Source organism: Streptomyces pseudovenezuelae, from assembly GCF_001513955.1.
Taxonomy (GTDB): domain Bacteria; phylum Actinomycetota; class Actinomycetes; order Streptomycetales; family Streptomycetaceae; genus Streptomyces; species Streptomyces pseudovenezuelae.
Map to the genome: position 1 here is coordinate 719262 of NZ_KQ948144.1, position 26028 is coordinate 745289.

The window sequence follows — 26028 nt, forward strand, 5'->3', positions numbered from 1 at the left end:
TACGCCTTTCAAGTGGTTTCACGGCCCTCGGATCGCGTACTCGTCAGGTGAAGTAACCACGCGGTCACGGACCGGACTCAAAAAGTCACCGCACGCCCCTCGTGGCGGCTGTGTGTCGTACTCCACACTGGGTTCCGGTGCCTGAGTCCTCGGAGCGCGGCCGATCCGTCCCCAGCGGGTCCCAGACCCCCGCGGTTCCGCTCAACGCGTACGGGACGGACAGCGGCGAGGCCGCCGACTCCGCCCCCGAAGTACCGCTGCCGCACTCCTTGGCAGCGATCATCCTGGAGGTCGCCCCCGTGCAGACCCAGACCCTCGCACAGACCGAGAACAGTACCGACGACACGACAGAGCAGGACGCCGAGCCCGACGTCCTCGTCGCGGTGCCCCCGCAGAACCGTGTCGCGCACCACCCCGAGACGGAGCCGGACGCCCCGCCCGCGGCAGCCCTCGAACAGGTGGAGACCGAGCCGGTCGAACCACCCGAGCCACCCCGCGGCCGCGTCGACACCGGCGGCCCGTCCTCGGACCTGTTCCGCCAGTACCTGCGGGAGATCGGCCGCATCCCGCTGCTCACCGCGGCCGAGGAGGTCGACCTCGCCCGCCGGGTCGAGGCCGGCCTGTTCGCCGAGGAGAAACTGAGCAACACCCCCGACCTGGACAGCCAGTTGGCGCTCGACCTGGACCGCCTGGTGGTACTGGGCCGGATGGCCAAGCGCCGCCTCATCGAGGCGAACCTGCGGCTCGTGGTGTCCGTCGCGAAACGGTACGTCGGCCGCGGCCTGACCATGCTCGACCTGGTGCAGGAAGGCAACCTGGGCCTGATCCGGGCGGTCGAGAAGTTCGACTACGCCCGCGGCTACAAGTTCTCCACCTACGCCACCTGGTGGATCCGCCAGGCCATGTCCCGGGCCCTCGCCGACCAGGCCCGCACGATCCGGGTCCCGGTCCACGTCGTCGAGCTGATCAACCGGGTCGTCCGCGTCCAGCGCCGCATGCTCCAGGAACGCGGCTACGAACCGACGCCGGAAGAGGTCGCGGACCACCTCGACCTCGCCCCGGAGCGCGTCAGCGAGGTCCTGCGCCTGGCCCAGGAACCGGTGTCCCTGCACGCCCCGGTGGGCGAGGAGGACGACGTCGCCCTCGGTGACCTCATCGAGGACGGCGACGCGGCCTCACCGGTCGAGTCGGCGGCGTTCCTGCTGCTCAGGGAGCACCTGGAAGCGGTGCTGTCCACCCTGGGGGAGCGGGAGAGGAAGGTCGTGCAACTCCGGTACGGGCTGGCCGACGGCCGTCCCCGCACGCTGGAGGAGATCGGGCGGATCTTCGGGGTGACCCGGGAGCGGATCCGGCAGATCGAGTCCAAGACGCTGAACAAGCTGCGGGACCACGCGTTCGCGGATCAGCTGCGCGGCTATCTGGACTGAAGGCGGGGGCCGTCCCTCGACGGCCCCCACCCGCTAGTCGACCTCCGCCACCGCCTGCGCGAACTGGGCCTTGTACAGGCGGGCGTACGCGCCGTTCGCCCCCAACAGGTCGGTGTGCGTGCCCTGTTCGACGATCGAGCCGTTCTCCATCACCAGGATGGTGTCGGCGTCGCGGATCGTCGAAAGCCGGTGGGCGATGACGAACGAGGTGCGGCCGTGCGCCAGTTTGGCCATCGCCTTCTGGATCAGCACCTCGGTACGGGTGTCCACCGAACTCGTCGCCTCGTCGAGGACCAGGATCACCGGGTCCGACAGGAACGCCCGGGCGATGGTGATGAGCTGCTTCTCGCCCGCGCTCACCCCGCTGCCCTCGTCGTCGATCACGGTGTCGTAGCCCTCGGGCAGCGTCCGGACGAACCGGTCCGCGTGGGCGGCGCGGGCCGCCTCCTCGATCTCGCCCCGGGTGACGTCCCCGGGCGCCCCGTACGCGATGTTCTCCGCGATGGTGCCGCCGAACAGCCAGGTGTCCTGGAGGACCATGCCGATCCCGGCGCGCAGGTCGTCCCGGGACATCGTCGAGATGTCCACGCCGTCCAGGGTGATCCGGCCGCCCGAGACGTCGTAGAACCGCATGAGCAGATTGACCAGCGTGGTCTTTCCGGCTCCCGTCGGGCCGACGATCGCGACCGTGTGCCCGGGTTCGACCTTCAGGGAGAGGTCGTCGATGAGCGGCTTCTCGGGGTCGTAGCGGAAGGAGACGTGCTCCAGGGCGACCCGCCCGCGCAGTTCCTCCGGCTTCGCGCTCGGGACCGGGTCGGCTTCCTGCTCCTCCGCGTCCAGGAGTTCGAAGACCCGCTCGGCCGAGGCGACACCCGACTGCACGAGGTTCGCCATCGACGCGACCTGGGTGAGCGGCATCGAGAACTGCCGGGAGTACTGGATGAAGGCCTGCACATCACCGATGGACAGCGAGCCGGACGCCACCCGCAGGCCGCCGACGACCGCCACCAGCACGTAGTTGATGTTCGAGACGAACATCATCAGCGGCTGCATGACCCCGCTGTTGAACTGCGCCTTGAACCCGGCCTCGTACAGCGCCTCGTTCTGCTCGGCGAACTGCGCGGCCGACTCGTCCTGGCGGCCGAACACCTTCACCAGGGTGTGGCCGGTGTACATCTCCTCGATGTGGGCGTTGAGCTTGCCGGTGGTGCGCCACTGCTGCACGAAGTGCGGCTGCGAGCGCTTGCCGACGCGGGTGGCGACGACGAACGACAGCGGCACGGTGACCAGCGCGACCAGGGCCAGCAGCCAGGACACCCAGAACATCATCGCGAGCACCCCGATGATGGTGAGCAGCGAGTTGATCAGCTGGCCCATCGACTGCTGGAGGGTCTGGCCGATGTTGTCGATGTCGTTCGTGGCCCGGGACAGGACCTCACCGCGCTGGCGCTTGTCGAAGTACGACAGCGGCAGCCGCGACATCTTCGTCTGCACGTCCTCGCGCATCCGGAACATCGTGCGGTTGACGGTCCGGTTCACCAGCCGGGTCGCGACCGCCATCAGCAGCCCCGCGACGAGGAACACCCCGACCGCGAACAGCAGGACGTGCCCCACGGCGGTGAAGTCGATGCCCTCGCCCGGGGTGAAGTCGGTGCTGCGGAGCATGTCGGCGACCTGACCCTCGCCGCGCTCCCGCATCCCCGCGAGGACCTCCTCCTTGCTGGCGCCGGCGGGCATCTGCCGCCCGATGATGCCCGCGAAGACCAGGTCGGTGGCCTGGCCGAGGATCTTCGGCCCGACCACGTTGAGGCCGACGCTCAGCACCACGCAGCACAGCATCGCGTAGAGGGTGAGCCGCTCCGGCTTGAACTGTGCGAGCAGCCGCCTGCCGGACACCTTGAAGTCCAGCGAGCGGGTCTCGGGACCGCCGCCTGCCATCATGCGCCCCATGGGCCCGGCCATCAGGCAGCCTCCGCTTCCGTGAGCTGGGAGAGCACGATCTCCCGGTAGGTCTCGTTGTCCGCCATCAGCTCGCGGTGGGTGCCGGTGCCGACGACCCGGCCCTCGTCCAGGACGACGATCCGGTCGGCGTCGCGGATGGTGGCCACCCGCTGGGCGACGATCACGACGGTGGCCTCCGAGGTCTCCTCGGCGAGCGCCGCGCGCAGGGCCGCGTCGGTCGCGTAGTCGAGGGCGGAGAAGGAGTCGTCGAAGAGGTAGATCTCCGGCCGCTGCACGAGGGTGCGCGCGATGGCGAGCCGCTGCCGCTGACCACCGGAGACATTGGTGCCGCCCTGGGCGATGGGGGAGTCGAGGCCGTTCTCCAGCCCCTCGACGAAGCCCTTGGCCTGCGCCACCTCCAGCGCGTGCCACAGCTCCTCGTCCGTGGCGTCGGGATTGCCGTAGCGAAGGTTCGTGGCGACCGTGCCCGCGAAGAGGTAGGGCTTCTGCGGCACCAGTCCGACGGTCCTGGCCAGCAGCTTCGGGTCGATGGTCGACACCTCGGTGCCGTCGACGAGCACCTCGCCGTCGGTCGCGTCGAACAGCCGGGGGACGAGCGCGAGCAGGGTGGACTTGCCGCTGCCGGTGGAGCCGATCACCGCGGTCACCTCGCCGGGCCGGGCCACCAGGTCGATCGCCCTGAGCACCGGCTCCTCGGCGCCCGGATAGCGGAAGCCGGCCCCCCGGATCTCCAGATGCCCGTGCCGGCGCAGTTCATGGACGGGGGCCAGGGGCGGCACCACGCTGGAGGAGGTGTCCAGGACCTCCTGGATGCGCTCGGCGCACACCTCCGCGCGCGGCACCATCATGAACATGAAGGTGGCCATCATCACCGACATGACGATCTGCATCAGATAGGCGAGGAACGCGGTCAGATCGCCGATCTGCATCCCGCCGCTGTCGATGCGGTGGGCGCCGAACCACACCACGGCGATCGACGACAGGTTCACCGTCGTCATCACGACCGGGAACATCAGCGCGAGCAGGTTGCCGGTCCTGAGGGACATCTCCGTCAGGTCGGTGTTCGCCTTCCGGAAGCGGTCCTCCTCGTACTCGTCCCGCACGAACGCCCGGATGACCCGGTTGCCGGTGATCTGCTCGCGCAGCACTCGGTTCACGGTGTCGAGGCGCACCTGCATGGACCGGAACAGCGGCCGCAGCCGCCGTACGATCAACGTCACACAGATGCCCAGCGTCGGCACCACGGCCACCAGGACGGCGGACAGCGGCACGTCCAGGCCGAGCGCCAGCACGATGCCGCCGACGCACATGATGGGCGCCGACACCAGCAGGGTGAACGTCATCAGGGCCAGCATCTGGACCTGCTGCACGTCATTGGTCGTACGGGTGATCAGCGTGGGCGCGCCGAACTGGCCCACCTCGCGCGCCGAGAACGACTGCACCCGGTCGAAGACCGACGCCCGCAGGTCCCTGCCGAGCGCGGCGGCGGTCCTGGCGCCGTAGTACACGGCCCCGATGTTGCACACCACCTGCGCCAGCGAGATCCCGATCATCACAGCGCCGAAGCTCAGGATGTAGCCGGTGTCGCCGTTCACGACGCCGTTGTCGATGATGTCCGCGTTGAGCGTGGGCAGGTAGAGGGTGGCGCAGGTCTGGAGGAACTGCAGCAGCACCAGGAGGGCGATGGGTTTCTTGTAGGGCCTGAGATAGGTCCGCAGAAGTCGTATGAGCACGCTACGTCTCTCGGAGTCGGCGACGGGGCGAGTGGTTGCCCCTGGCCCCTATCGTCGGACACTCCACCCGTGTTACCTCAACCGATTAAGCCGACAGCAGTGCTCCGTACGGCCTGGCGGGTCCTCGCGGTCACCGACTCCTACCGGACTCTTACGTTCCGAGGTCTAGCGGAACGCCCCCGGATACGTCTGCTCGCGCACCGACACGTACTGCTGCCGCACCGCCTGCCCCACCGCCAGCTCCTCTCCCGGCTCCAGGACCTGCGCGGCCGGCCCCTGCCACATCGGCGGGGTGCGCGGGTCGAGCGTGCCCTGCGAGACCCCGAGCGCCCACGCCGCCTGCCGGGCGGCCCCGATCGCCGCGTAGTCGGCCGGCTGCGGCACGACGACCTGCGCCCCGAACAGCGCGGGAGCGGCGGCCTGTACGGCGGACAGCTCGGCGGCGGCCCCCAGCAGGAAGACCCGCCGGACCTCGACCCCCCGCCCGCGCAGCACGTCGAGCGCGTCGGCGAGCCCGCACAGCATCCCCTCGAACGCGGCCCGCGCCAGGTGCTCCGGCTTCATCGACTCCCGCCTGAGCCCGGTCAGCGTCCCCGCCGTGTGCGGCAGGTTCGGCGTCCGCTCGCCTTCCAGATAGGGCAGCAGTACGAGGCCGTGGGCGCCCGGCGTCGACTTCATCGCCAGGTCCGACAGGCTCTCCAGGTCGCTGAGCCCGAGCATCTCGGTGGCCCCGCGCAGGGTCCGTACGGCGTTCAGGGTGGTGACGACGGGCAGGTGCATGCCGGTCGCGTCGGCCAGGGAGGTGATCATCCCGGTGTTGTCGACCAGTGCCTCGTGGTGCACGGCCATCACGGACCCGGACGCGCCCAGCGACACGACGGCGTCCCCGAGCCCGATCCCGAGCCCGAAGGCGGCGGCCATGGTCTCCCCGGTCCCCGCGGAGATCAGCAGCCCCTCCGGGGTCGTACCGGCCGCGTCCGCCGGGCCGATCACCTCGGGCAGCATCGCCTGGTGGCCGAGGGCCAGTTCCACGAGGTCGGCGCGGTAGGCGCCGGTGGCGGCGGACCAGTAGCCGGTCCCGGAGGCGCCACCGCGGTCGGTGGTCCGTCTCACCGGCCGGCCGAGCAACTGCCACACCAGCCAGTCGTGCGCCTGGAGGAGGACGGCGGTGCGCAGGGCGGCGTCGGGTTCGGTCTTGTTCAGCCAGCGCAGCTTGGTCACGGGCTGCGGGGCCTGCGGCACGCACCCCACCGCCTGCGCCCACGCCTCGCGCCCGCCGAGGGCGTCGACGAGGTCGGCCGCGGCGACCTGGGCGCGCTTGTCGCCGCCGACCATGGCGGGGCGCACGGTGTTGCCCTGGGCGTCGAGGGGCACGACGGCGTTCTGCTGCGAGGACACGCCGATGGCCTGGACGCCCTCCAGGAGGCCACCACCTGCGGCTTCGCCGAGGGAGAGCAGCCACGCCTGGGGGTCGACGTCGGATGGACGGCCCTCGACCGGGTGGGGCGCGTACCCCTGTTTGAGCACGGCACCGGTGTCCGCGTCGCAGACGACGATGCGAGTGAATTCGGGCGAGCTGTCCAACCCGGCGACTATCCCCATGGCGGAAATTCTATGGGCGTAGCGTCGTAGCGGTGCGCGCAGTTCCGCGGGCGCGGGACCGGTGCCTCCGGTCCCGCGCCCGCGTGTGGGTTGCGTGTGGGGTGTGTGTGGAGTGCGTCACCCCCGCATCAGGTGGGGCCCGTGCCCCAGTCGTCCTCTGCGGCGCCGTTCGTGTTGCGGTCCTTCAGCGAGCGCACCCGCTGGGTCACGGACTCCGGCACCCGGTCGCCCACCTTGTCACTGACCACGTGGTACGCCTTGCCGGCGAACTGGCGGCCCTGCTGTGCCGCCGTCTCCGCGGTGTTGCGGACGGCGGGGTTCTGGGCGACCTGACGGGCGGATTTCTTCAACTGTTCGTAGCGCTCGCGCCCGGCGCGGGTGCCCAGCACGTAACCCAGAGTCAGTCCGACCACGAAAGTGAGCTTGTAACGCATGGCGGCCACCCTTCCTTGCCGTAGGTATCCGGTGCGACGTCGGTGTCGGGGGAACCGATTGGCGGAGCACCCCCCTGCTTGCGCTAATGTATGTGTCGCAGCGAGCGCCCGCCCCCTGGCGAATACCCAGGGAGTCACGTTCGATGCAACGAGGCAATCCTCCGTAGCTCAATTGGCAGAGCAGCCGGCTGTTAACCGGCAGGTTACTGGTTCGAGTCCAGTCGGGGGAGCTTCGATCTTCCGTAGCTCAATTGGCAGAGCAGCCGGCTGTTAACCGGCAGGTTACTGGTTCGAGTCCAGTCGGGAGAGCAGGACGAAGGAGGGCCCCGATGGGGTCCTTTTTCATGTCCGGCGGAACTGCGCAGGTCACAGGGGAGTCTTCGAGGGCAGGCGAAGTCGCCCCTGCGGAGCAGGAGATCGTATGAGCGGCTATGCTGCGGCAGACGGCGCGCACACATGTACGCGACACGCCGCTATGGGGCGGTAGCTCAGCCGGTTAGAGCAGCGGACTCATAATCCGTCGGCCGTGGGTTCGAGTCCCACCCGCCCCACCGTGCAGGTCACTGACCTGCGGAAACGTTCGTTTTCGGGTGTCGGGGCGTCAACTTTGCCTGAACGGACTGAATCCGCTGCTCGTGAGTTTGACGCCTGAGGGGCGCTGCTTTGCATGATGGCCTTCTGACCTGCATGGACGCGTACCGATGTGTTGCCACGGAGGCGTGTTCCGCTCGGCTCCGTTGCGACAGGGTCATGTATTGAGGCCATCCTGAGGCCGGAGGTACGGGGGAGTGCCGCGGAGGCGTTGTTCGACGAGTCGTCTGCGTGTTGCGCGGGGCGTTTCACGTGGCGATCGTCCGGTGTTCTTAGCTCTGCGAGGAGTGCGTCCGGCTGAGGCCTCAAGGAGCCAAGGCCCCAACAGAAGACGGCCCCTGAAGGGCACTCGACCTCCGGTGTACCGCCGTGAGGCTGGTCTGGGACGTCATCGGACCTACTCATGGCTCGAGATCGCGAGGCGGCGAGGTCGAGCCAGGCCAGCCAGACCATCCGTCGTACAGTTCGGGGAGCCTCCGAGAACGACACCATCCCAGCTGCCGGTTGGCCACCGATCCTGGAGCCCAAATGGTGGGGCAGGTCAACTGAACTGGCTTGCCCTGTGGGGAGGGCGGGAAGGATGTCGCTGTACCCAAGCCTTATCCGGAAGAGTTCCGCGAGGATGTTGTACGGGTAGCGAGGAACCGCGGTCCGGGCGTGACGGTCGAGCAGGTGGCTGCCGACTTCGGAGTGCACGCGATGACGCTGTGGAAGTGGATGCGCCGGGCGGACATCGACGACGGAACCAAGCCCGGAACGTCCAGCCAGGAAAGTGCGGAACTACGCGAAGCACGTCGGCAGATCAAGCTGTTGGAGCAGGAGAACGAGGTCCTGCGTCGGGCCGCCGCCTACCTGTCGCAGGCGAATCTCCCGGGAAAAAGATCTACCCGCTCGTGAAAGAGCTGGCAGTTGTCGCAGCTCGGAGGGGCTGTGCCACAGGCGATCAGGTCGCAACATCGACTTTGCCTCACCGGCGACCTGTTCGAGTGCCGGGCTGACCCGCAGCGCCGGCTCTCCAGGCGCCCGCGGTCAGCGTCGTCCGCCCAGGATGATCTTCCAGACACGCGTTGCCACCTGCAGATTGAGCCGGGTGTCCACGTCCGCCAGGTCGCGGTCGCTGATCTCACGGATACGCTGCAGCCGGTAGCGCAGGGTGCTGCGGTGGACCGTCAGCGCGGCGGCCGCATCGTCGTAGTTGCCTCCGCAGTCGAAGTAGCGCGAGAGCGTCTCCACCAACTCGGTGTCGTGCTCCGCGTCGTAGTCGATCAGCTCGCCGAGCCACTCGCGCACGAAGTCTTCGAGCTCCCGGAGATCGTTTCCGGGCCCCAGGATCCGGTACAGCCCGAGGTCGTCGAAGAACGTCGTCCCACTGCGCTGGCGGGAGTTCTGCCGCACATCCAGGGCCCGCGATGCCTCCTGGTAACAGCGGGGAATGTCGTCCAGGGAGTCGCAGCGGGCGCTCACCCCGATCGCTCCGCCGGGCGTTCCCAGCTCATGGGCCAGCGCCGTGTAGACGGCATCGTCGTCGGGCCTCGCTTCGGTCAGCAGGACCATCCGGTCGCCGCGACGGGTGATCAGCGGACGGGTCGCCGAGATGGCTGTCGCCTGCTCGACTGCTCGGGTGAAGGAGTCGTCAGGGGCGTTGCCCGGCCAGTGCACCACGACCACGTAATGGGTGCGTTGCAGGTCGTGGCCGACGGCTTCGGCCCGGGCGTAGGCGCTCGTCTCGTCAGTGCCCTCCAACAGGTCGTCGATCAGCTGGCGGCGCAGTCGCAGTTCGACCTCGGCGAGTTCGCGTGCGTGCATGAGCTCCTGGGCGAGCGACCGCTGTGCGTGATCCAGGGCGAACCGGGTGTGCTCGTCGGCCGTCGCCTCGGGGTCCTCGAGGGCGAGTACGCCGAGGACGTCGCCGCGCGGGCGGACCAGGGCGATCAGCCGGTCCTTGACTCTGACCGGGCCCGGCTCGCGCGCGACCTGCCGCAGCATCCCTTCCTGGTGGGTCGAGGAGCGCACCGGATAGGGATCGGGGCGGTCGGGACCCGCCCAGGACCTCAGGTTGCCGAACCGGTCCTCGACGAGCGCCGACAGCCCGGTGAGTTCGTACAGCGCCTGGGTGATGGCGTCCTCGCCGCCGCCCCGGGCAGCGACACGGGCGAGGGTCTCGTGCACGGTCTTCTGCAGGTGCAGTTCGGAGCGCATGGCAGCCAGCTGCACGAGCGCGGTGTCCCGTTCGGTGCGGACTTGGCTGAGTTCACCGGCCTTGTCGTGCTGCGCGGCACGCGTGACCGTCAGTGACAGGGCCGCCGATGCGAGCCCCACGAGGGTCGAGAGGAGGAAGCGCCCCTGTTCGTCGGGCCCGGAGCGGGAGGAGACCAGGATGTAGCCGAGCAGACCGCCGGCCCCGCGCAGGCCGAACGCCCAGGTCCAGGACCGTTCCGGAAGGGATACGGAGCCGTCGGCCTCGCCCAGGTCCGTCATCCGTGCGTCGTCGGCCTTCGGCGCTCCCGCGTCGTGGCCTGGGACGCGGGCCAGACCGTCGCTCGTCACGAGATATCCGGCCTCGGCGTGGTAGGGACCAAGGGCACTGACGTGCCCCATGGCCAACCGCACGATCTCACTCTGCTCGGCGCAGGCGAACAGGGTGTGGGACAGCACCAGCAGCCCGTGCGGGTCCAGCGCCGCGAGCGGGCTCGGGTCGTGCCGTCCGGTGCCCGCGGTGTCGCTCGGTTGGCGGTTCCCTTGCTGGTCGGACACGTCAGGGGGCAGCCTCCGTGACGGATGGCAGGCCATAGATCACTCCCGTTCCCCTCCGGTCATCGGAGGCGATCGAGGGAGTCGTGGGATCCACGACTGGGCGAGCCCTGCGCGCCCAGCCTAGGCAACGTCATCCGACTTGTCTGGATTTTGGCCTTGCTCTCCTGGACCGACCGACTGCGTCGATTTCTGACCTGTCGGGTGCAGGCGGAGCGCGCTGCTCTCTTGCCACTCTGGACTTGTCGGGGATCGCCGGGCGCACCGGTGGCCTGGCAGGGAGGACTGGCTGATGAACGAGCAGGCCCGCAGGACCATCGCCTCGTACACGACCTACCAGGAGGCGGAACGCGCCGTCGATCACCTTTCCGATCGGGGTTTTCCCGTGGAGAGGGTGGCCGTCATCGGGCAGGACGTGCGCCTGGTCGAGCAGGTGACGGGCCGCATGGGACCTGGCGGGGCCGCGCTGCACGGCGCGGCGAGCGGCGCCCTGGCCGGAGCACTGATCGGGTGGATCTTCGGGCTGCTGAACTGGCTGGACCCGGTCGTGTCGGGACTGCTGCTCGCCCTGTACGGGCTGGTTTTCGGAGCCCTCGTCGGTGCTCTGCTCGGCCTGGTGGTGCACGCGGCCCAGCGTGGCCGCCGGGACTTCGCCTCGGTGAGTTACATGCAGCCCAGCCAGTACGACGTCGTCGCCGACGAAGCGGTCGCCGAGGAGGCGGTGCGGCTGCTGGCCGAACTGCCCACCGGGACCGGCACCAGCACCGGCAGCGGGGCCTGGAAGAGCGGCCGCCCGCGGAGCGGCCCCGCCGTCACCTGAGCGAGTGCGGAAAGCCGGGCGCGTCTCCGAGGACGAGCGGGCCGCCCGTCGCGAAAGGAGTTCCTCATGGCCAAGGCAGTAGGCATCGACCTGGGCACCACGAACTCGGTGATCGCCGTCTGGGAGGGCGGCGAGTCGTCGGTCGTACCCAACAGCGAGGGCAACCGCACGACACCGTCCGTGGTGGCCTTCACCGACACCGGCGAGCGCCTGGTGGGCCAGCTGGCCCGCCGCCAGGCGATCCTCAACCCCAAGGGCACCATCTATTCGGCCAAACGGTTCATCGGCCGGCACTTCGACGAGATCTCCGAAGAGGCCAAGGCCGTCACGTACGACGTGGTCGAGGGAGACGGCGGCGCCGCCCGTTTCAAGGTGCGCGACAAGCTCTACGCTCCCGAGGAGATCAGCGCACAGGTGTTGCGCAAACTCGCCGACGACGCCTCCAAACAGCTGGGCGAGAAGGTCACCGAGGCGGTCATCACGGTGCCCGCCTACTTCAACGACGCCCAGCGCACCGCCACCAAGGACGCCGGACGGATCGCCGGCCTGGAAGTACTGCGGATCATCAACGAGCCGACCGCGGCCGCCCTCGCCTACGGCATGGACAAGAAGCAGCACGAGACGGTGCTCGTCTTCGACCTGGGCGGCGGCACCTTCGACGTCAGCATCCTCGACGTCGGCGACGGCGTGGTGGAGGTACGGTCCACGGCGGGCGACAGCCATCTGGGCGGCGACGACTTCGACCGCCGGCTGGTCGACCAGCTCGCCGACGGGTTCCAGAAGGAGAACGGCATCGACCTGCGCAAGGACCCGCAGGCGCTGCAACGGCTGTTCGAGGCCGCGGAGAAGGCCAAGACCGAGCTCAGCTCGGTGACCCAGACGCAGGTCAGCCTGCCGTTCATCACGGCCGACGCCTCCGGGCCCAAGCATCTGACCGAGACGATCATGCGATCCACGTTCGAACAGATCACCGGCGACCTGGTGGAGCGCTGTCTCGGCCCGGTGCGGCAGGCAATGGACGACGCCAAGGTCAGTGACAACGACATCGACGAGGTCATCCTCGTCGGCGGCTCGACCCGCATCCCCGCCGTCCAGACCCTGGTGCGCAGGCTGACCGGCGGCAAGGACCCCAACATGAGCGTCAACCCCGACGAGGTCGTGGCGAAGGGCGCCGCGATCCAGGCCGGGGTCCTCAAGGGCGAGGTCAAGGATGTCCTGCTGCTCGACGTCACCCCGCTGTCGCTGGGCGTCGAGACACGCGGCGGAGTGATGACGAAGATCATCGAGCGGAACACCACCATCCCGGTGCGCCGCACCGAGACCTTCTCCACCGCCGAGGACAACCAGCCTGCCGTCGACGTCGTCGTCCTGCAGGGCGAGCGTGAGCTGGCTGCCGACAACCGGGTCCTGGGCCGCTTCCAGCTCACCGACATCCGCCCCGCGCCGCGCGGCGAGCCGCAGATCGAGGTCATCTTCGACGTCGACGCCAACGGCATCCTCAACGTCACCGCGCGGGACAAGGACACCGGAAAGGAACAGAGCATCACCATCAGCGAGAGCTCCAACCTCGACGGCAGCGAAGTCGAGCGGATGATCCAGGAGGCCGAACGCAACCGCGGACAGGACCAGGCCCTGCGCGAGGCAGTCGACGCGCGCAACGAACTGGACGCTATCGCCTACCAGGTCGAAAAGCGCCTCGGGGAGCTCGGCGACGCCGCGCCCGCACACGAGAAGGCCCGAGCCGAGATGCTGGTGGCCGAGGCCCGCGACGCGGTCAAGAACGAGGCCGGGGTGGACAAGGTCCGGCCGTTGGCCTCCGAACTCCAGCAGGTCTTCGCGGGCCTCGCGGCCCACCAGGCAGGAGCCGCCGCGGACGGTCCCGCGGGCACCGGCTCGCCGGACGGAGCCGGCCCCGGCGGGGCCACACCGGACGGAGCCGGGGGCGACGACGATGTGATCGACGCCGAGTTCGACAAGGGCTGAGGTGCCCGCCATGCCCATCCCACCCCGGAGCCAAGTGCCCGACCCGCCGCCGGAAGGCGCCGTACAGCCGCCGCGCGGGGACCTCCAGCAGCCTGGACCGCGGACCGAGGAGGCCGAGCCAGGGCCCGACGCCGCAACCGGCACCGCCGCACCCGACGACGAGTACGCGGCAGCGTTGCGCGAGGCCGAGGACAACTGGCGGCGCGCCCTGGCCGACCTCGACAACCTGCGCAAACGCCATGCCAGGGAGCTGGAGCGGGTGGCCGCGGCCGAACGTGCCCGTACGGCTGCGGCCTTCCTGCCCGTCATCGACAACCTGGAACTCGCCCTCAGCCACGCGGGGGCCGCCGACCCCGGTGCGATCGTCGAGGGTGTCCGGGCCGTGCGTGACCAGGCCGTGAACGTCCTGGAGCGGCTGGGCTACCCGCGCCACGCGGAGAAAGGTGTGCAGTTCGACCCGGCCCGGCACGAGGTGGTCGGAGTGGTCCAGGATCCCGACGCCGATCCGAACACCGTGGTCCAAGTGCTGCGACCCGGTTACGGGGAGGCCGAGCGGCAGCTGCGGCCTGCCGCCGTGACCGTCGCCAAGCGGGAGTGACCGTCCATGGCACGCGACTTCTACGAGGTGCTCGGCGTTCCGCGCACCGCCGACCGGGACGAGATCCAGCGGGCCTACCGCACCCTGGCCCGCAGGTACCACCCCGACGTCAACAAGGACCCTCAGGCGGAGGAGCGGTTCAAGGAGATCAACGAGGCCTTCAGCGTCCTGTCCGATCCGGAGCAGCGAGCCCGCTACGACCGCTTCGGCGAGGACTTCCGGAAGATCCCGGAGGACTGGGAGGAGCAGGTCGCCGCCGGCGCCGGCGGTGGTTCCCGGTGGAGCACCGGCGGCGGTCCCCGGGTGCGGTACTCCACGTCGGGCTTCGGGGGCGAGGGGGTCGACGTCGAGGATCTGTTCGGCTCGCTGTTCGGCGGTGCCGGACGGATGCGCGTGCCCGGCGCCGACCAAGAGGCCGAACTGCCGCTCACCGTCGAGGAGGCCTACCGGGGCGGCCGCCGTACGGTCACCCTCGCCGGACCGGCCGGGCAGCGGCGCTACCAGGTCGACGTACCGCCCGGCACCACCGACGGGCAGCGCATCCGGCTGGCCGGGGAGGGCGGGCGCGGGAGCGGCGACGACGCTCCCGCCGGGGACCTGTACCTGAGGGTGCGGATCCTGCCGCACCCCGAGTTCCGCCTCGACGGCCGGGACGTCCACGTGAAGCTTCCGGTCACCCCGTGGGAGGCCGCGCTGGGCGCGACCGTGCCGGTGCGCACGCCGGGCGGTGCCACGGCGAAGGTGACCGTGCCCGCCGGGTCCTCCAGCGGACGGCGCCTGCGGCTGCGCGGCGAGGGCATGCCGAGCCCGCGCGGCGCTGACGGAGACCTGTACGCGGAGCTGCGGATCATGGTGCCGCCCCGGCTGAGCGACCGGGAGCGCGAGCTGCTGGAGGAACTTGCCGCTGTCTCCTCGTTCGACCCCAGGAGGACCTGATGACCGACCGACCGGCCAAGGCCCGCCCGCCCCACGCACGAACGGCCGAGGCGGGCGTGCAGTACGCGATCGTGCCCGTGCCCATGCTCTCCCTGGAGACCGTGGCCCGCCGCTCAGGCCTCCATCCCGACCTGATCCGCCGGTTCGTCGCCCTCGGACTGGTGGACGCCGGTCCTGACGCCTCCGGACGGCTGATGTTCGCCCCCACGGCCCCGGCCGCCCTGGCCCGCGTTCAGCGGCTGCGTACCGGGCTGTGCCTGAACTACGCGTCCCTCGGTCTGGTGCTCGACCTGCTCGACCGCATCAGCCTGCTCGAAGCCGCGCTGCGGCGAGCAGGCATGAGGAGTGATCTACCACCATGGACATGAACCGACTGACCCAGAAGTCACAGGAAGCCCTGCAGGAGGCCCAGAGCGCCGCCGGCCGCCTGGGCCACACCGAGGTCGACGGCGAACACCTGCTGCTCGCCCTCCTGGACCAGGAGGAGGGGCTGATCCCGCGGCTGCTGCAGCAGTCGGGCACCGATCCGGAGGGGTTGCGCGCGGCCGTACGCGAGGAGCTCTCGCGCCGGCCCAAGGTGACCGGCCCGGGCGCGGCGCCGGGCCAGGTCTTCGTCACCCAGCGCCTGGCCCGGCTGCTGGACGAGGCGGAGCGGGAGGCCAAACGCCTCAAGGACGAGTACGTGTCCGTGGAGCACCTGCTGCTGGCGCTGACCGAGGAGGGCTCGGCGACCGCCGCCGGGCGCCTGCTGAAGGAGCACGGCGTGACCCGGGACTCCTTCCTCGGCGCGCTCACCCAGATCCGCGGCAACCAGCGCGTGACCTCCGCCAACCCCGAGGTGGCCTACGAGGCCCTGGAGAAGTACGGCCGTGACCTGGTCTCCGAGGCCAGGGCCGGGCGGCTCGACCCCGTCATCGGACGGGACGCCGAGATCCGCCGCGTCACCCAGATCCTCAGCCGCAAGAGCAAGAACAACCCCGTCCTGATCGGCGATCCCGGCGTCGGCAAGACCGCCATCGTGGAGGGTCTGGCCCAGCGCATCGTGCGCGGTGACGTGCCCGAAGGACTGCGCGACAGGACGGTGTTCGCCCTCGACATGGGCTCGCTCGTGGCGGGCGCCAAGTACCGCGGCGAGTTCGAGGAGCGCCTCAAGGCCGTGCTGAGCGAGGTCAAGGCCGCCGCCGGGCGGATCCTGCTCTTCGTCGACGAGTTGCACACGGTCGTCGGCGCGGGGGCCGCCGAAGGAGCCATGGACGCGGGCAACATGCTCAAGCCCATGCTGGCACGCGGCGAACTCCACATGATCGGCGCGACCACCCTGGACGAGTACCGCAAGCACATCGAGAAGGACGCCGCCCTCGAACGCCGCTTCCAGCAGGTCCTGGTCGAAGAACCCAGCGTGGAGGACACCATCTCCATCCTGCGCGGCCTGCGCGAACGCCTGGAGGTCTTCCACGGCGTCAAGATCCAGGACACGTCGCTGGTCGCGGCGGCGACGCTCTCCCACCGCTACATCACCGACCGTTTCCTGCCCGACAAGGCCATCGACCTCGTCGACGAGGCATGTGCCCGCCTGCGCACCGAGATCGACTCCATGCCCGCCGAACTCGACGAGATCACCCGCCGGGTGACCCGCCTGGAGATCGAGGACGCCGCCCTCTCCAAGGAGACCGACCCCGCGAGCAAAGCCCGCCTGGAGGAACTGCGCAGGGAACTGGCCGACCTGCGCGGCGAGGCCGACGCCAAACACGCCCAGTGGGAGGCCGAACGGCAGGCGATCCGCCGCGTGCAGGAACTGCGCCAGGAACTGGAGCAGGTCCGCCACGAGGCGGAGGAGGCCGAACGCACCTACGACCTCAACCGCGCCGCCGAACTCCGCTACGGCCGCCTCCAGGAGCTGGAGCGCCGGCTCGCCGCGGAGGAGGAACAACTGGCCTCCAAGCAAGGGCAGAACCGGCTGCTGCGCGAGGTCGTCACCGAGGAGGAGATCGCCGAGATCGTCGCCGCCTGGACCGGCATCCCCGTCTCCCGTCTCCAGGAGGGCGAACGCGAGAAACTGCTGCGCCTCGACGACATCCTGCGCGAGCGCGTCATCGGCCAGGACGAGGCCGTCAAGCTCGTCGCCGACGCCATCATCCGTGCCCGCTCCGGCATCCGCGACCCCCGCCGCCCCATCGGCTCGTTCATCTTCCTCGGCCCCACCGGCGTCGGGAAGACAGAGCTGGCCAAGACCCTCGCCCGGGCCCTGTTCGACTCCGAGGAGAACATGGTCCGCCTCGACATGAGCGAGTACCAGGAGCGGCACACCGTCAGCCGGCTCGTGGGCGCACCGCCCGGATACGTCGGCTACGAGGAAGGCGGCCAGCTCACCGAGGCGGTACGCCGCAAGCCGTACTCGGTCGTGCTGTTCGACGAGGTCGAGAAGGCGCACACCGATGTCTTCAACACCCTGCTGCAGGTCCTCGACGACGGACGCATCACCGATGCTCAGGGCCGCACGGTCGACTTCCGCAACACCGTGATCATCATGACGTCCAACATCGGCTCCGAGCACCTTCTCGACGGCGCCACCGCCGAGGGTGAGATCAAGCCGGACGCCCGCGCCCTGGTGATGGGCGAACTGCGCGGGCACTTCCGCCCGGAGTTCCTCAACCGTGTCGACGACATCGTGCTGTTCAAGCCGCTCGGTGAGCGCCAGATCGAGCGGATCGTGGAGCTGCAGTTCGACGAACTGCGCCGCCGCCTCGCCGAACGCCGCATCGCCGTCGAACTCACCGATGCGGCACGGGAGTTGATCGCCCACCAGGGCTACGACCCGGTCTACGGGGCCCGGCCGCTGCGGCGTTACATCTCCCACGAGGTCGAGACGCTGGTCGGGCGCGCCCTGCTGCGCGGCGACGTACAGGACGGCGCGAAGGTACGCGTCGACGCCCAGCACGGAGAGCTGGTGGTCACCTACGACCAGCCCGAGGACGTGAAGGGAGCGAGGGCGGCATGAGTACCGTGCAAGCCACCAACGTCACCTGCCCGCACTGCGGGCGCACCAACCGGGTACCCGTGGCCGCCGAGGGCCGCCCCACGTGCGGCAACTGCAAGCAGCCACTGCCGTGGATGGCCGACGCGGGCGACGACGACTTCACCGAGGTCGTCGAGCAGGCCACCGTGCCCGTCGTCGTCGACCTGTGGGCCACCTGGTGCGGCCCCTGCCGCATGGTCAGCCCCGCACTGGAGAAGGTCGCCACCGACCTCGCGGGAAAGATCAAGCTCGTCAAGGTCGACATCGACAAGAACCCGCGCCTGGCGCAGCGCTTCGAGGTCCAGGCGGTACCGACGCTGCTGGTCCTCGACAAAGGACAGACCATCGCCCGGCAGGCGGGTGCCGCACCCGCCCCTGTCCTGCGGCAGTGGGTGGAGCAGTCGATCGCGGGCCGCGAACCGGCCGGGAAAGGGTGATCAGCCATGACCCTACGAACCGACCCCCACCTCGCGCTCGTCCGGCCGGTCCGACCACTGACCCCCGAAGGGTGTCAGGAGTGTCTGCAGCTCGGCTCCCCGTGGGTCCACCTCAGGCTCTGCCTGACCTGCGGCCACGTCGGCTGCTGCGATTCCTCGCCGAACCGGCACGCCCGCCGCCACGCCGCCGCCGACGGCCACCCGATCGCGGCGTCGCTGGAGCCCGGCGAGGACTGGCGGTGGTGCTTCGTCCACGAGGCGTTCGTGTGATGTCCGGCGACGAGACGCGGCCGGGCGCGGCGCCGGTGCCGGAGGAGGCGGAGGAGAGCGTCCCCTTCGAGACTCCCGACATCCACGGCGCCTATCCCCGCCTGTCGGACGACCAGACGGCGCGCCTGGCGCAGCACGGCCGGCGGCGCGCCGCCGAGGCAGGTGACGTGCTGATCCGGGAGGGCGAACGGTGCGAGATGTTCTACGTCGTCCTCAGTGGCTCGATCGCCATCGTCGAGGGCTACGGCACACCCGGCGAACGTCTGCTGCGTGTGCACGGTCCTGGCCGCTTCATCGGCGAACTCGGCCTCCTGAACGGCCAGATGGCCTTCTACACCGCCGTGGTCAGGGACCCCGGCGAGATCCTCGCCCTGTCCATGGATCAGCTGCGTGACCTGGTGACCCGGGACTCCACGCTCGGTGACGTGGTGCTGCGCGCCTGCCTGGGCCGCCGCGCTCTGCTCGTCGGGCAGGGAGCCGGTTTCCGCATCATCGGTTCGCGCTATTCGCCCGACACCCGTCGGCTGCGCGAGTTCGCCGCCCGCAACCGGCTGCCGCACCGCTGGATCGATCTGGAGACGGACCAGGAGGCCGAGGCTCTGCTGCGCCGCTTCGGGGTCGGTCCGGATCAGACGCCGCTGGTGATCTGGCGGGACACCACCCTGCTGCGCAATCCGAGCAACGCCGAACTGGCCCGGCTGATCGGCCTGCCGTCCCTGGGATCGGGCAACGGCCGCAGCGATGTCCTGATCGTCGGCTCCGGTCCGGCCGGTCTCGCCGCCGCGGTGAACGCCGCCTCGGAGGGCCTCGGCACGACCGTGGTCGAGGCGATGGCCACCGGCGGCCAGGCCGGCACGTCGTCCCGCATCGAGAATCTGCTCGGCTTCCCCTCCGGCATCTCCGGCGCCGAACTCACCGAACGCGCCGTGCTCCAGGCGGACAAGTTCGGCGCCCGGATCAGCCTCCCTGCGGAGGCGGCCCGGCTCGAACGGCGGGACGGCCACTACGCCGTCGGGTTCGCAGACGGCAGCGAGATCACCGCCCGTACCGTCGTCCTGGCCACCGGCGCCCGCTACCGCCGCCTCCAAGTGCCCGGCATCGAGCCGTTGGAGGGCGCGAGCGTCCACTACTCGGCGACCGTCTACGAGGCCCAGCAGTGCCGTACCGACCCGGTGGCGGTGGTCGGCGGCGGCAACTCCGCGGGCCAGGCCGTGTTGTTCCTGGCCGGGTACACACCACAGGTGTATCTGCTCGTCCGTGGGCCGAGCCTCGAGGCTCACATGTCCCGGTACCTGATCGATCAGATCGAGCGCCACCCGCGGGTGCGCGTCCTGCTGCGCACCGAGGTGACCGAGGCACTCGGCGACAAGGAGCTGGAGGCGGTCACCGTGGTCGACCACCGTACGGGCGAGCACCGCCACCTCGAAGTGCGGGCCCTGTTCGTCTTCACCGGCGCGGACCCTCACACCGATTGGCTGTCCGGCGCGCTCGCCCTCGACGCGCGGGGCTACGTTCTCACCGGCGCGGAGGCGCAGGCCTGCTCCGTTCCCGAGCTGTGGCAGAGCCAGGGCCGCGACTGCCTGACGTTGGAGACCAGCCTGCCCGGCGTGTTCGCGGCCGGCGACGTCCGCAGCGGCTCGGTGAAGCGCGTGGCCTCCGCGGTCGGCGAAGGCGCGATGAGCATCCACTTCGTGCACCGCTACCTGGGCCAGACGGCCGCACCCGGCGGCACCGACAGCTCCCCGAACACCCGTCCCAAGGAGTCCGCTTGGCTCGCATGACACCCAGCGGGCGACGACATCACGAGAAGGAGAAGGAGGCAGGGGAATGGCCACACCCGTCCGACGCCACCGCGGTGGCGCCTTGCAGGACAGGCCCCTTGGCTGGGCACGCAATCCGCTGACAGAGTTCGACCAACTGCTCAGCGAGATGAGCGGACTGATCGAGTCCACGGTGGGAGGTGCCGCTCCCGCAGTCGTGTGGACACCCCTGGCGGATGTCACGGAGACGGACGACGCCTTCCACGTCGGGATCGAACTGCCCGGCGTCAAGAGCAAGGACATCAACGTCGAAGCGAACGGCCAGGAGCTGGTGGTCACCGGAGAGATCAAGGAGAAGGAACGCAAAGGCGTCCTGCGCCGGAGCACCCGCCGCACCGGAGCGTTCGAGTTCCGGCTGCGGCTGCCCGGAGAGGTCGACACCGAGAAGATCAATGCGCAGATCTCGGACGGGGTGCTCACCGTCACCGTCCCCAAGGCCGAGGTCGCGAAGCCCCGGCACATCGAGATCAGCGAGACGGGTGAAAGCACCGGGAGCAGCGGCTGAGAGGCGAGCGCCGCGGTTCCGGACGCCCGTCCGGCACCGCGGCCGGGCCGGCGAGGCTCGCCGTACGGCGGCGCGACGTCATCCCGTAGGGAGGGATTCCGGCTGCCCCGGCCGCTTCCGCCGTGGGCTCAGTGAGTTCGAGCGGTAGTCCCGGGTGACCCCCATGACAGCGGCGACCGGCACAGAAGGAGGCAGCGATGAAATACGACGGATTCCTCGCCCATGTACGCGAGCGAGGCGAATACAACGACCAGGACGAAGCCGCGAACGTCACCAACGCCGTACTGGAGGTGCTGGCCCAACGGATCAGCCCGGGAGAGGTCAGGGACCTCGCATCCCAGCTGCCCGGCCCGCTGGGACAGGTTCTGAACCAGGCAACGCCCCAGCAGGCGCAGAGCTTCGGGATCGAGGAGTTCTACCGCCGGGTCGCCGAGCGCACCCCTGCCCGGCCGCGCACGGCGCAGTGGGACGCCAGCGCGGTCCTGACCACCGTTGCCGACGCGGTGACCGGCGGTGAGCTGAACCAGGTCATCAGCCAACTCCCCTCCAGTTACGCGGCCCTGTTCGGCAAGGCCGACCTCGCGGACTGAGCCCCTGCCAAGGCCTTCGGCCAGGGGCAGCCCCCTCACAGCAGGAGGTCGAAGACGGCTCGAGCCTCGTCCCAGTGCTGGGTCTGAGGGTTCTTCAGGTCGGGGTGGAGGATCTTGAAGCTCTGGGCAAGGGCCAGGCTGAGTCCGCCGATGATGTCCGGATAGGCCGCCTCGGTCTCCTCATCGGGCGTGCGGTCCAGAGCGGGATGGGTGGCGAGCTGTTCCAGGATCGGCTTGAGTTCCACTTCCTGGTCGATCTTCCTGAAGTGGTGAATGCTTTCCTGCAGGCCTTTCGTGATCGGCAGGTCACAGGTCTGGATGATGTCGCGCCCGTTGGCCTTGGCGGTGGCCTGGGCGACGGTCAGCAGATCGTAGAGCTTGGCGTCGACGAAGTCGCTGTAGCGCTTGAGATCGTTCTTGTCGACGTTCAGACCTGCGGCCGCGCGAAAGAACTTCTCGAATCTGGCGATGGACATCACGGTCATGACGGCAACCTCCGGCTGCGGGAGCCGGGTGGCTCCCGGCCCCTGGGCTTCCCAGCCAGCCTGGCCGACGGGGGCGCGTGAACGCATGCGCATGTGGGGCCCAATTAGCCTCCCTGCATTGCCCTGCCAGGCCCATGCGTTCGACTGTCCGGGTGGTCGGACGGGCGTGCGGCCGACAGCGGGGCCGAGAGCGCTCGGGAGAGGCCGGTGAACGGCAGCCAGGGCTGGTTGACGCGGCCCATCCCACCCATGGGTGTCGCGGCTCTTTGCCGGACTCCGGCTCCCGGGCGGACACTGTGCCGGGGTGCTGCCCGAGCGGGTCTTCGCGGTGGGGGACGCGATTGTGGCCCGGCGCTGGGAACAGGCCCTGTGATCTGGCCGTACGGCCTGCACCTGCCGGCGGGGCCCGGTGTGTCACGCGGCGTCGACGTTACCTGGGCGGCGTCTGTGGGCACTTGGGATCGCGGGACAGCCGACGAGGAGGGTCCAGCCATGCGGGAGTCGTCGCAGGACGTTACGGTCGTGGCTCTCCTGGCGGATCCGGACGCGCCGACGGAGATCGCGCAGCGCATGGCCCGGACCCTTCCGGCTCGGCTCGCCGACAAGTCGGGCCAGGGGCGACGGTTCGACGTCGAGGTGGTCAGTGAGCCCTTCACGTCGGGGACCGAGGACCCGCCCACCTTGATGCGCCGGATCATGGACCGCGGGAGTGCGGAGAACTGGGACATCGTCGTGGCCCTCACCGACCTTCCGCTGCACGCGCACGGGCGCAGGCTCGCTGTGAACCTGAATCACGAACACGGCTTGGCGTTGCTCTCTCTGCCTTCACTGGGAGGCCTGCGGCTGCCGGTGAGGGCCCGTCGGGCCGTCGAAGAAGCCGTGCTCCGCTTGGCGGCTCCACGGACCACCGGGGCGGAAGGACCTCCGCGAAGTCAGCCGCGTCCGGGGCCCTTCGTCCATCGTCTCGCGCCTGTTCATCCGGGCCCACCCGGTGAGAAGGAGACCGACGATCTTCGGTACGTCGTCAACGGGCCGCGCGGTTACCTGCGGGTGCTCGTCGGTATGGTCCGCGCCAACCGGCCGTGGCGGTTGGTGCCGGGCTTGTCGAAAGCCCTGGCGGCCGCACTCGCCACGGGAGCAGTGGCCACCGTGAACTCCACCGTCTGGAGCCTGGCCGCGTCCCTCAGCACGCCACGCCTCGTGATCGCCACGGTCGGATCTGTCGCGCTCATGATCGGCTGGCTGATCGTGGACGCGGAGCTGTGGCATCGCCCACCGGAGAGCTCGCCGGAGGCGAGGCAGAGGGCGCGGCTCTACAACGCCTCGACGGTCGTGACCGTGGGGATCGGTGTGCTCGTCTGCTACGTGGGTCTGATGGTCATCAACTGGCTGTGGGCGCTGTTCATCCTCAACGACCAACTGTTCGCTTCCGTGACACGAACCCCCCTGCACGCCGACGAGTACGTGACGCTGTCCTGGTTCGTCGCTTCGGTCGCCACCGTGGGCGGCGCGCTGGGATCAGGCTTGGAAAGCGACGACGCGATCCGGGCAGCCGCCTACTCGAAGCGCGAACAGGAACGTCGCCGCATGCTCCAAGATCACGATGATCCGCCCTCGAAATGAACCGACTACCGGCACGACGAGCAGCGAGGCGTCGGAGCGCGGGGCCGTCAGGAGGCGGCGGAGCGGCCGACGGGCCCCGGCAGGGCGTTCGGGCTAGGCTCACAGGGGTGAGGTGGCTGCGGACCTTCAGGGAGGTCGTGCGATCCGGGCTCACGATCGAGGAGACGCGGCTGGAGCCCCTGCTCGCGCTCCGCACGGCTGCGGGGGTGGCGATCGTCATCGGGCTGGCGCTGTGGCTGGTTTCCCCTGCGTACGCCGCGTCCGCCGCCCTCGGTGCCTACTCCGCGGGTGGGGCCACCTTCCAGCGGACCTGGCGTCCGCGCAAGGTGATCGCGCTCGGTGCGGGCGCGGGTCTGGCACTCAGCACCTTCGTGGGCTATCTGACGGCGGGGCGCCTCGTGACGTTCCTCCCGCTGCTGGCCGTATGGGCCTTTGCCGCGGGGATGGCATGGGCCCTCGGCTCGACCGCCGGCATCGTCGCAGCGACGACGGTCGGCAGCATGCTGGTGACCATCACCCTGCCGACGAGCGTCGGACGAGCCCTGGAACACGCCGGGGTCATCGCGCTCGGAGGCGTGACGCAGGCCGTGCTGATCCTGCTGTTCCCGATCCGCCGTTGGGGGGCGCATCGTGACGCGCTCGCCGACGCCCTGGCCGCCGTGGCGGACTACGCACGCCGGCTGCGGCAGGACCCGGCCGCCCCGTTCGACCCGGTGCCCTTGATGACGGCCCGGGACGCGGCCGCCGTGACGCCTTCACAGGCCCGCACCCGTCCCCCCGTCCTCCACGGCCCCCGGGGCCTCGCCGAGCGCATTCTGCCGGTCCTCGCCGCGCTCGCCGACCCGGACGTCGGCGCCCCGGCGGAGGGACCCGAGCGGGACCGCGCGCGAGAGCTGCTCGGCACGGCCGCAGACGTACTGGACGCGGCAGCCCGTTCGATCCGCCGCGGCACTCCCGCCGAGGTGCCGCCCGGGAGCGCGGACGTCCTGCGCGTCGACGAGGAGCACGAAGTGCTGGAGGGGCCCGCCCGGCAGGCCGCCGAACGGCTCGTGGAACTGCTCGCCGAGGCGTTGGAGATCGCCGGGAGCGGCGGCGCGCGCGACAGGGCGCCTACGCCGTCCGGCACCGCGAGCGCCCACTTCCGGGTGCGCCCGACGATGTTCCGGTTGCTCCCGGTCGTCGTCCGGGCCGTCCGCCGTGAGCTCCGCCGGGACTCGCCCGTGTTCCGGCACGCCGTCCGCCTGGCGGCGGTGGCCACGCTCGGCTATCTCATCGCTTCCCGGCTGCCCGTGGGCCACGGCTACTGGGCGCCCATCGCCTCGGTGATGGTGATGCGGCCCGACTTCCACCGGACGTATGCGCGCGCGGTGGGCCGCTTCGCCGGGACCCTGGTGGGGGTGGCGCTCGCCACCGCGATGGTGCGGGCCCTGGGCCCGGACGCCCATGTGTTCGGCGCGCTGGCGGTCGTCTCGGTAGGCCTGTCGTACACGCTGAACCGTACCGGCTACGCCTACTCCCAGTGCTTCACTGCCGCGTACGTCGTCTTCCTGCTCGGCATGGGCGGCCAGGCATGGGAGCAGACGGTCCCGGAGCGGGTGGTGCTCACCCTGCTCGGCGGGGCCTTGGCCATGCTGGCGTACGTGGTGTTCCCCGCATGGGAGACCCCCCGGCTGCCTGGCCGGCTCGCGGACTGGCTCGCAGCCGACGGCCGCTACGCGGCCGCAGTGCTCCGCAGCCACGCCGAACCGACCCGGGAGCATCTCGCCGACATGCGCAGGGCCCTGCTGGCCAGCAGGGAGGCACGTGCCGCCTGGCAGGAGGCGTACGACCAGGCAAAGCAGGAACCGGTCCGCCCCAGAGGTCTGACATCGCGCGAGGCGGAGCAGGCGCAGGACGCACTCGAGGAACTCGACCGGGCGGCGATGCTCATGGAGAGCCATGTCCCACAGGCCGACAGCCGTTCCACCCCCGAGGCGGAGCGGGTCGCAGAGGCCTTGGAGGCGGACACAGCGCAGGCGGCAGTCGACGTGCGGGAGCACAGGAATCCGGACTGGGGGCGAGTGGAGGAAGCGCTCGATGCGTGGGACGGAGCCGCATCCGGGGAGCGGAACCAGGTGCTACGGCGCGGGGCGGAACTACAGAAGCGGGCCCTGGAGGACCTCACGACAGCCGTGAGCCGCACACCCCTGGAACGGGACATCGGCTCCGCTCGCGAGGAGCAACGGGTGCGGGCGGCCGTGGCTGAAGGTGACGGATCGGGACCCGCGCACCGCTGTGGGTGACGGTTCAGGCCACGGGGAGCGCCGCACCTCCTGGAGCGGCTAGTGGTCTCCCGACGGCGTCGAGCACCGCCATACGTACCGTGAGATGGGTTGCACTGGGGCGTCGAACTGCTCGGGCCTGGCAGGGCTGCTCTCCGGTTGGTGTGTCGGCATGCCAGGGGTG

21 protein-coding genes and 3 tRNA genes are annotated in these 26028 nt (G+C 70.1%); 18 read left to right on the forward strand and 6 right to left on the reverse strand.

The genetic code is table 11. The features are described from left to right. The first annotated feature begins 137 nt into the window (after window positions 1-137). Window positions 138-1427 (forward strand): RNA polymerase sigma factor, encoded by a 1290-nt coding sequence (locus AQI94_RS03080; RefSeq protein WP_031036539.1) that lies wholly within the window; start codon window positions 138-140, stop codon window positions 1425-1427. A gap of 33 nt (window positions 1428-1460) precedes the next feature. Here AQI94_RS03080 and AQI94_RS03085 read toward each other — a convergent pair whose 3' ends face one another. The 4 genes from AQI94_RS03085 to AQI94_RS03100 form a co-directional block, all read right to left on the reverse strand. Further along, on the reverse strand, window positions 1461-3389 hold the full coding sequence (locus AQI94_RS03085; protein WP_031036541.1) for an ABC transporter ATP-binding protein: 1929 nt from the start codon (window positions 3387-3389) through the stop codon (window positions 1461-1463). Then, window positions 3389-5122, reverse strand: coding sequence for an ABC transporter ATP-binding protein (locus AQI94_RS03090; RefSeq protein ID WP_031036544.1), 1734 nt, complete (start codon window positions 5120-5122; stop codon window positions 3389-3391). The genes AQI94_RS03085 and AQI94_RS03090 overlap by 1 nt, the downstream gene beginning before the upstream one ends. Window positions 5123-5287: 165 nt before the next feature. Beyond that, window positions 5288-6724: a xylulokinase gene (locus AQI94_RS03095; RefSeq protein ID WP_031036546.1), complete on the reverse strand. Its 1437-nt coding sequence runs from the start codon at window positions 6722-6724 to the stop codon at window positions 5288-5290. Between the two features lie 128 nt (window positions 6725-6852). Then, window positions 6853-7158 carry a hypothetical protein gene (locus AQI94_RS03100; RefSeq protein ID WP_031036549.1) on the reverse strand — a complete coding sequence of 102 codons (306 nt, stop codon included), beginning with the start codon at window positions 7156-7158 and terminating at the stop codon, window positions 6853-6855. A 157-nt stretch (window positions 7159-7315) separates the two neighbouring features. On the opposite strand from AQI94_RS03100, the gene AQI94_RS03105 reads away from it, so the two are divergent. From AQI94_RS03105 to AQI94_RS45270, 4 genes are all read left to right on the forward strand, one after another. Continuing rightward, window positions 7316-7388, forward strand: a tRNA-Asn gene (locus tag AQI94_RS03105). Window positions 7389-7394: 6 nt separating this feature from the next. Beyond that, window positions 7395-7467 (forward strand) — tRNA-Asn (locus AQI94_RS03110). Between the two features lie 168 nt (window positions 7468-7635). Then, window positions 7636-7709: transfer RNA gene (locus AQI94_RS03115), tRNA-Ile, on the forward strand. 595 nt (window positions 7710-8304) lie between these two features. Beyond that, complete coding sequence (locus tag AQI94_RS45270) at window positions 8305-8646, forward strand: IS3 family transposase (RefSeq protein WP_030323725.1); 342 nt, start codon at window positions 8305-8307, stop codon at window positions 8644-8646. Window positions 8647-8778: 132 nt separating this feature from the next. On the opposite strand, the gene AQI94_RS03125 is transcribed toward AQI94_RS45270, so the two are convergent. Beyond that, entirely contained in the window at window positions 8779-10539 is a 1761-nt protein-coding gene (locus tag AQI94_RS03125) for a PucR family transcriptional regulator (RefSeq protein ID WP_037940949.1), read from the reverse strand. Between the two features lie 253 nt (window positions 10540-10792). On the opposite strand from AQI94_RS03125, the gene AQI94_RS03130 reads away from it, so the two are divergent. The 11 genes from AQI94_RS03130 to AQI94_RS03180 all read left to right on the forward strand — a co-directional run bounded on the left by AQI94_RS03130 (window position 10793) and on the right by AQI94_RS03180 (window position 21475). Continuing rightward, entirely contained in the window at window positions 10793-11320 is a 528-nt protein-coding gene (locus AQI94_RS03130; protein WP_030323718.1) for a general stress protein, read from the forward strand. A 66-nt stretch (window positions 11321-11386) separates the two neighbouring features. Then, the gene (gene dnaK / locus AQI94_RS03135) at window positions 11387-13303 is read left to right on the forward strand and encodes a molecular chaperone DnaK (RefSeq protein WP_030323716.1); all 1917 of its coding nucleotides are present in this window, start codon (window positions 11387-11389) and stop codon (window positions 13301-13303) included. A gap of 10 nt (window positions 13304-13313) precedes the next feature. After that, the gene (gene grpE, locus AQI94_RS03140; RefSeq protein ID WP_030323714.1) at window positions 13314-13901 is read left to right on the forward strand and encodes a nucleotide exchange factor GrpE; all 588 of its coding nucleotides are present in this window, start codon (window positions 13314-13316) and stop codon (window positions 13899-13901) included. Window positions 13902-13907: 6 nt separating this feature from the next. After that, on the forward strand, window positions 13908-14837 hold the full coding sequence (locus tag AQI94_RS03145) for a DnaJ C-terminal domain-containing protein (protein WP_031036557.1): 930 nt from the start codon (window positions 13908-13910) through the stop codon (window positions 14835-14837). Beyond that, window positions 14837-15205 carry a chaperone modulator CbpM gene (locus AQI94_RS03150; protein WP_030323709.1) on the forward strand — a complete coding sequence of 123 codons (369 nt, stop codon included), beginning with the start codon at window positions 14837-14839 and terminating at the stop codon, window positions 15203-15205. Before AQI94_RS03145 ends, AQI94_RS03150 begins: the two co-directional genes overlap by 1 nt. Continuing rightward, window positions 15196-17835, forward strand: a complete 2640-nt coding sequence (gene clpB, locus AQI94_RS03155; protein WP_030323707.1) for an ATP-dependent chaperone ClpB — start codon at window positions 15196-15198, stop codon at window positions 17833-17835. The genes AQI94_RS03150 and clpB overlap by 10 nt, the downstream gene beginning before the upstream one ends. Continuing rightward, on the forward strand, window positions 17832-18290 hold the full coding sequence (trxA, locus tag AQI94_RS03160; protein ID WP_031036561.1) for a thioredoxin: 459 nt from the start codon (window positions 17832-17834) through the stop codon (window positions 18288-18290). Before clpB ends, trxA begins: the two co-directional genes overlap by 4 nt. A 6-nt stretch (window positions 18291-18296) precedes the next feature. Continuing rightward, entirely contained in the window at window positions 18297-18560 is a 264-nt protein-coding gene (locus AQI94_RS03165; RefSeq protein WP_031036564.1) for a UBP-type zinc finger domain-containing protein, read from the forward strand. After that, window positions 18560-20341 carry an FAD-dependent oxidoreductase gene (locus AQI94_RS03170; RefSeq protein WP_031036568.1) on the forward strand — a complete coding sequence of 594 codons (1782 nt, stop codon included), beginning with the start codon at window positions 18560-18562 and terminating at the stop codon, window positions 20339-20341. Before AQI94_RS03165 ends, AQI94_RS03170 begins: the two co-directional genes overlap by 1 nt. A gap of 46 nt (window positions 20342-20387) precedes the next feature. Then, the gene (locus AQI94_RS03175) at window positions 20388-20885 is read left to right on the forward strand and encodes an Hsp20/alpha crystallin family protein (protein WP_030323698.1); all 498 of its coding nucleotides are present in this window, start codon (window positions 20388-20390) and stop codon (window positions 20883-20885) included. Window positions 20886-21082: 197 nt separating this feature from the next. Next, complete coding sequence (locus tag AQI94_RS03180; RefSeq protein WP_030323694.1) at window positions 21083-21475, forward strand: DUF2267 domain-containing protein; 393 nt, start codon at window positions 21083-21085, stop codon at window positions 21473-21475. Between the two features lie 35 nt (window positions 21476-21510). On the opposite strand, the gene AQI94_RS03185 is transcribed toward AQI94_RS03180, so the two are convergent. Continuing rightward, window positions 21511-21960, reverse strand: a complete 450-nt coding sequence (locus AQI94_RS03185; protein ID WP_030323692.1) for a DUF1931 family protein — start codon at window positions 21958-21960, stop codon at window positions 21511-21513. A gap of 492 nt (window positions 21961-22452) precedes the next feature. Here AQI94_RS03185 and AQI94_RS03190 point away from each other — a divergent pair, with 492 nt between their 5' ends. Together AQI94_RS03190 and AQI94_RS03195 are read left to right on the forward strand one after the other, a co-directional pair. Then, the gene (locus AQI94_RS03190) at window positions 22453-23583 is read left to right on the forward strand and encodes a hypothetical protein (RefSeq protein WP_078852131.1); all 1131 of its coding nucleotides are present in this window, start codon (window positions 22453-22455) and stop codon (window positions 23581-23583) included. A gap of 107 nt (window positions 23584-23690) precedes the next feature. Then, window positions 23691-25865 (forward strand): FUSC family protein, encoded by a 2175-nt coding sequence (locus AQI94_RS03195; RefSeq protein ID WP_031036571.1) that lies wholly within the window; start codon window positions 23691-23693, stop codon window positions 25863-25865. Window positions 25866-26028: the final 163 nt, after the last annotated feature.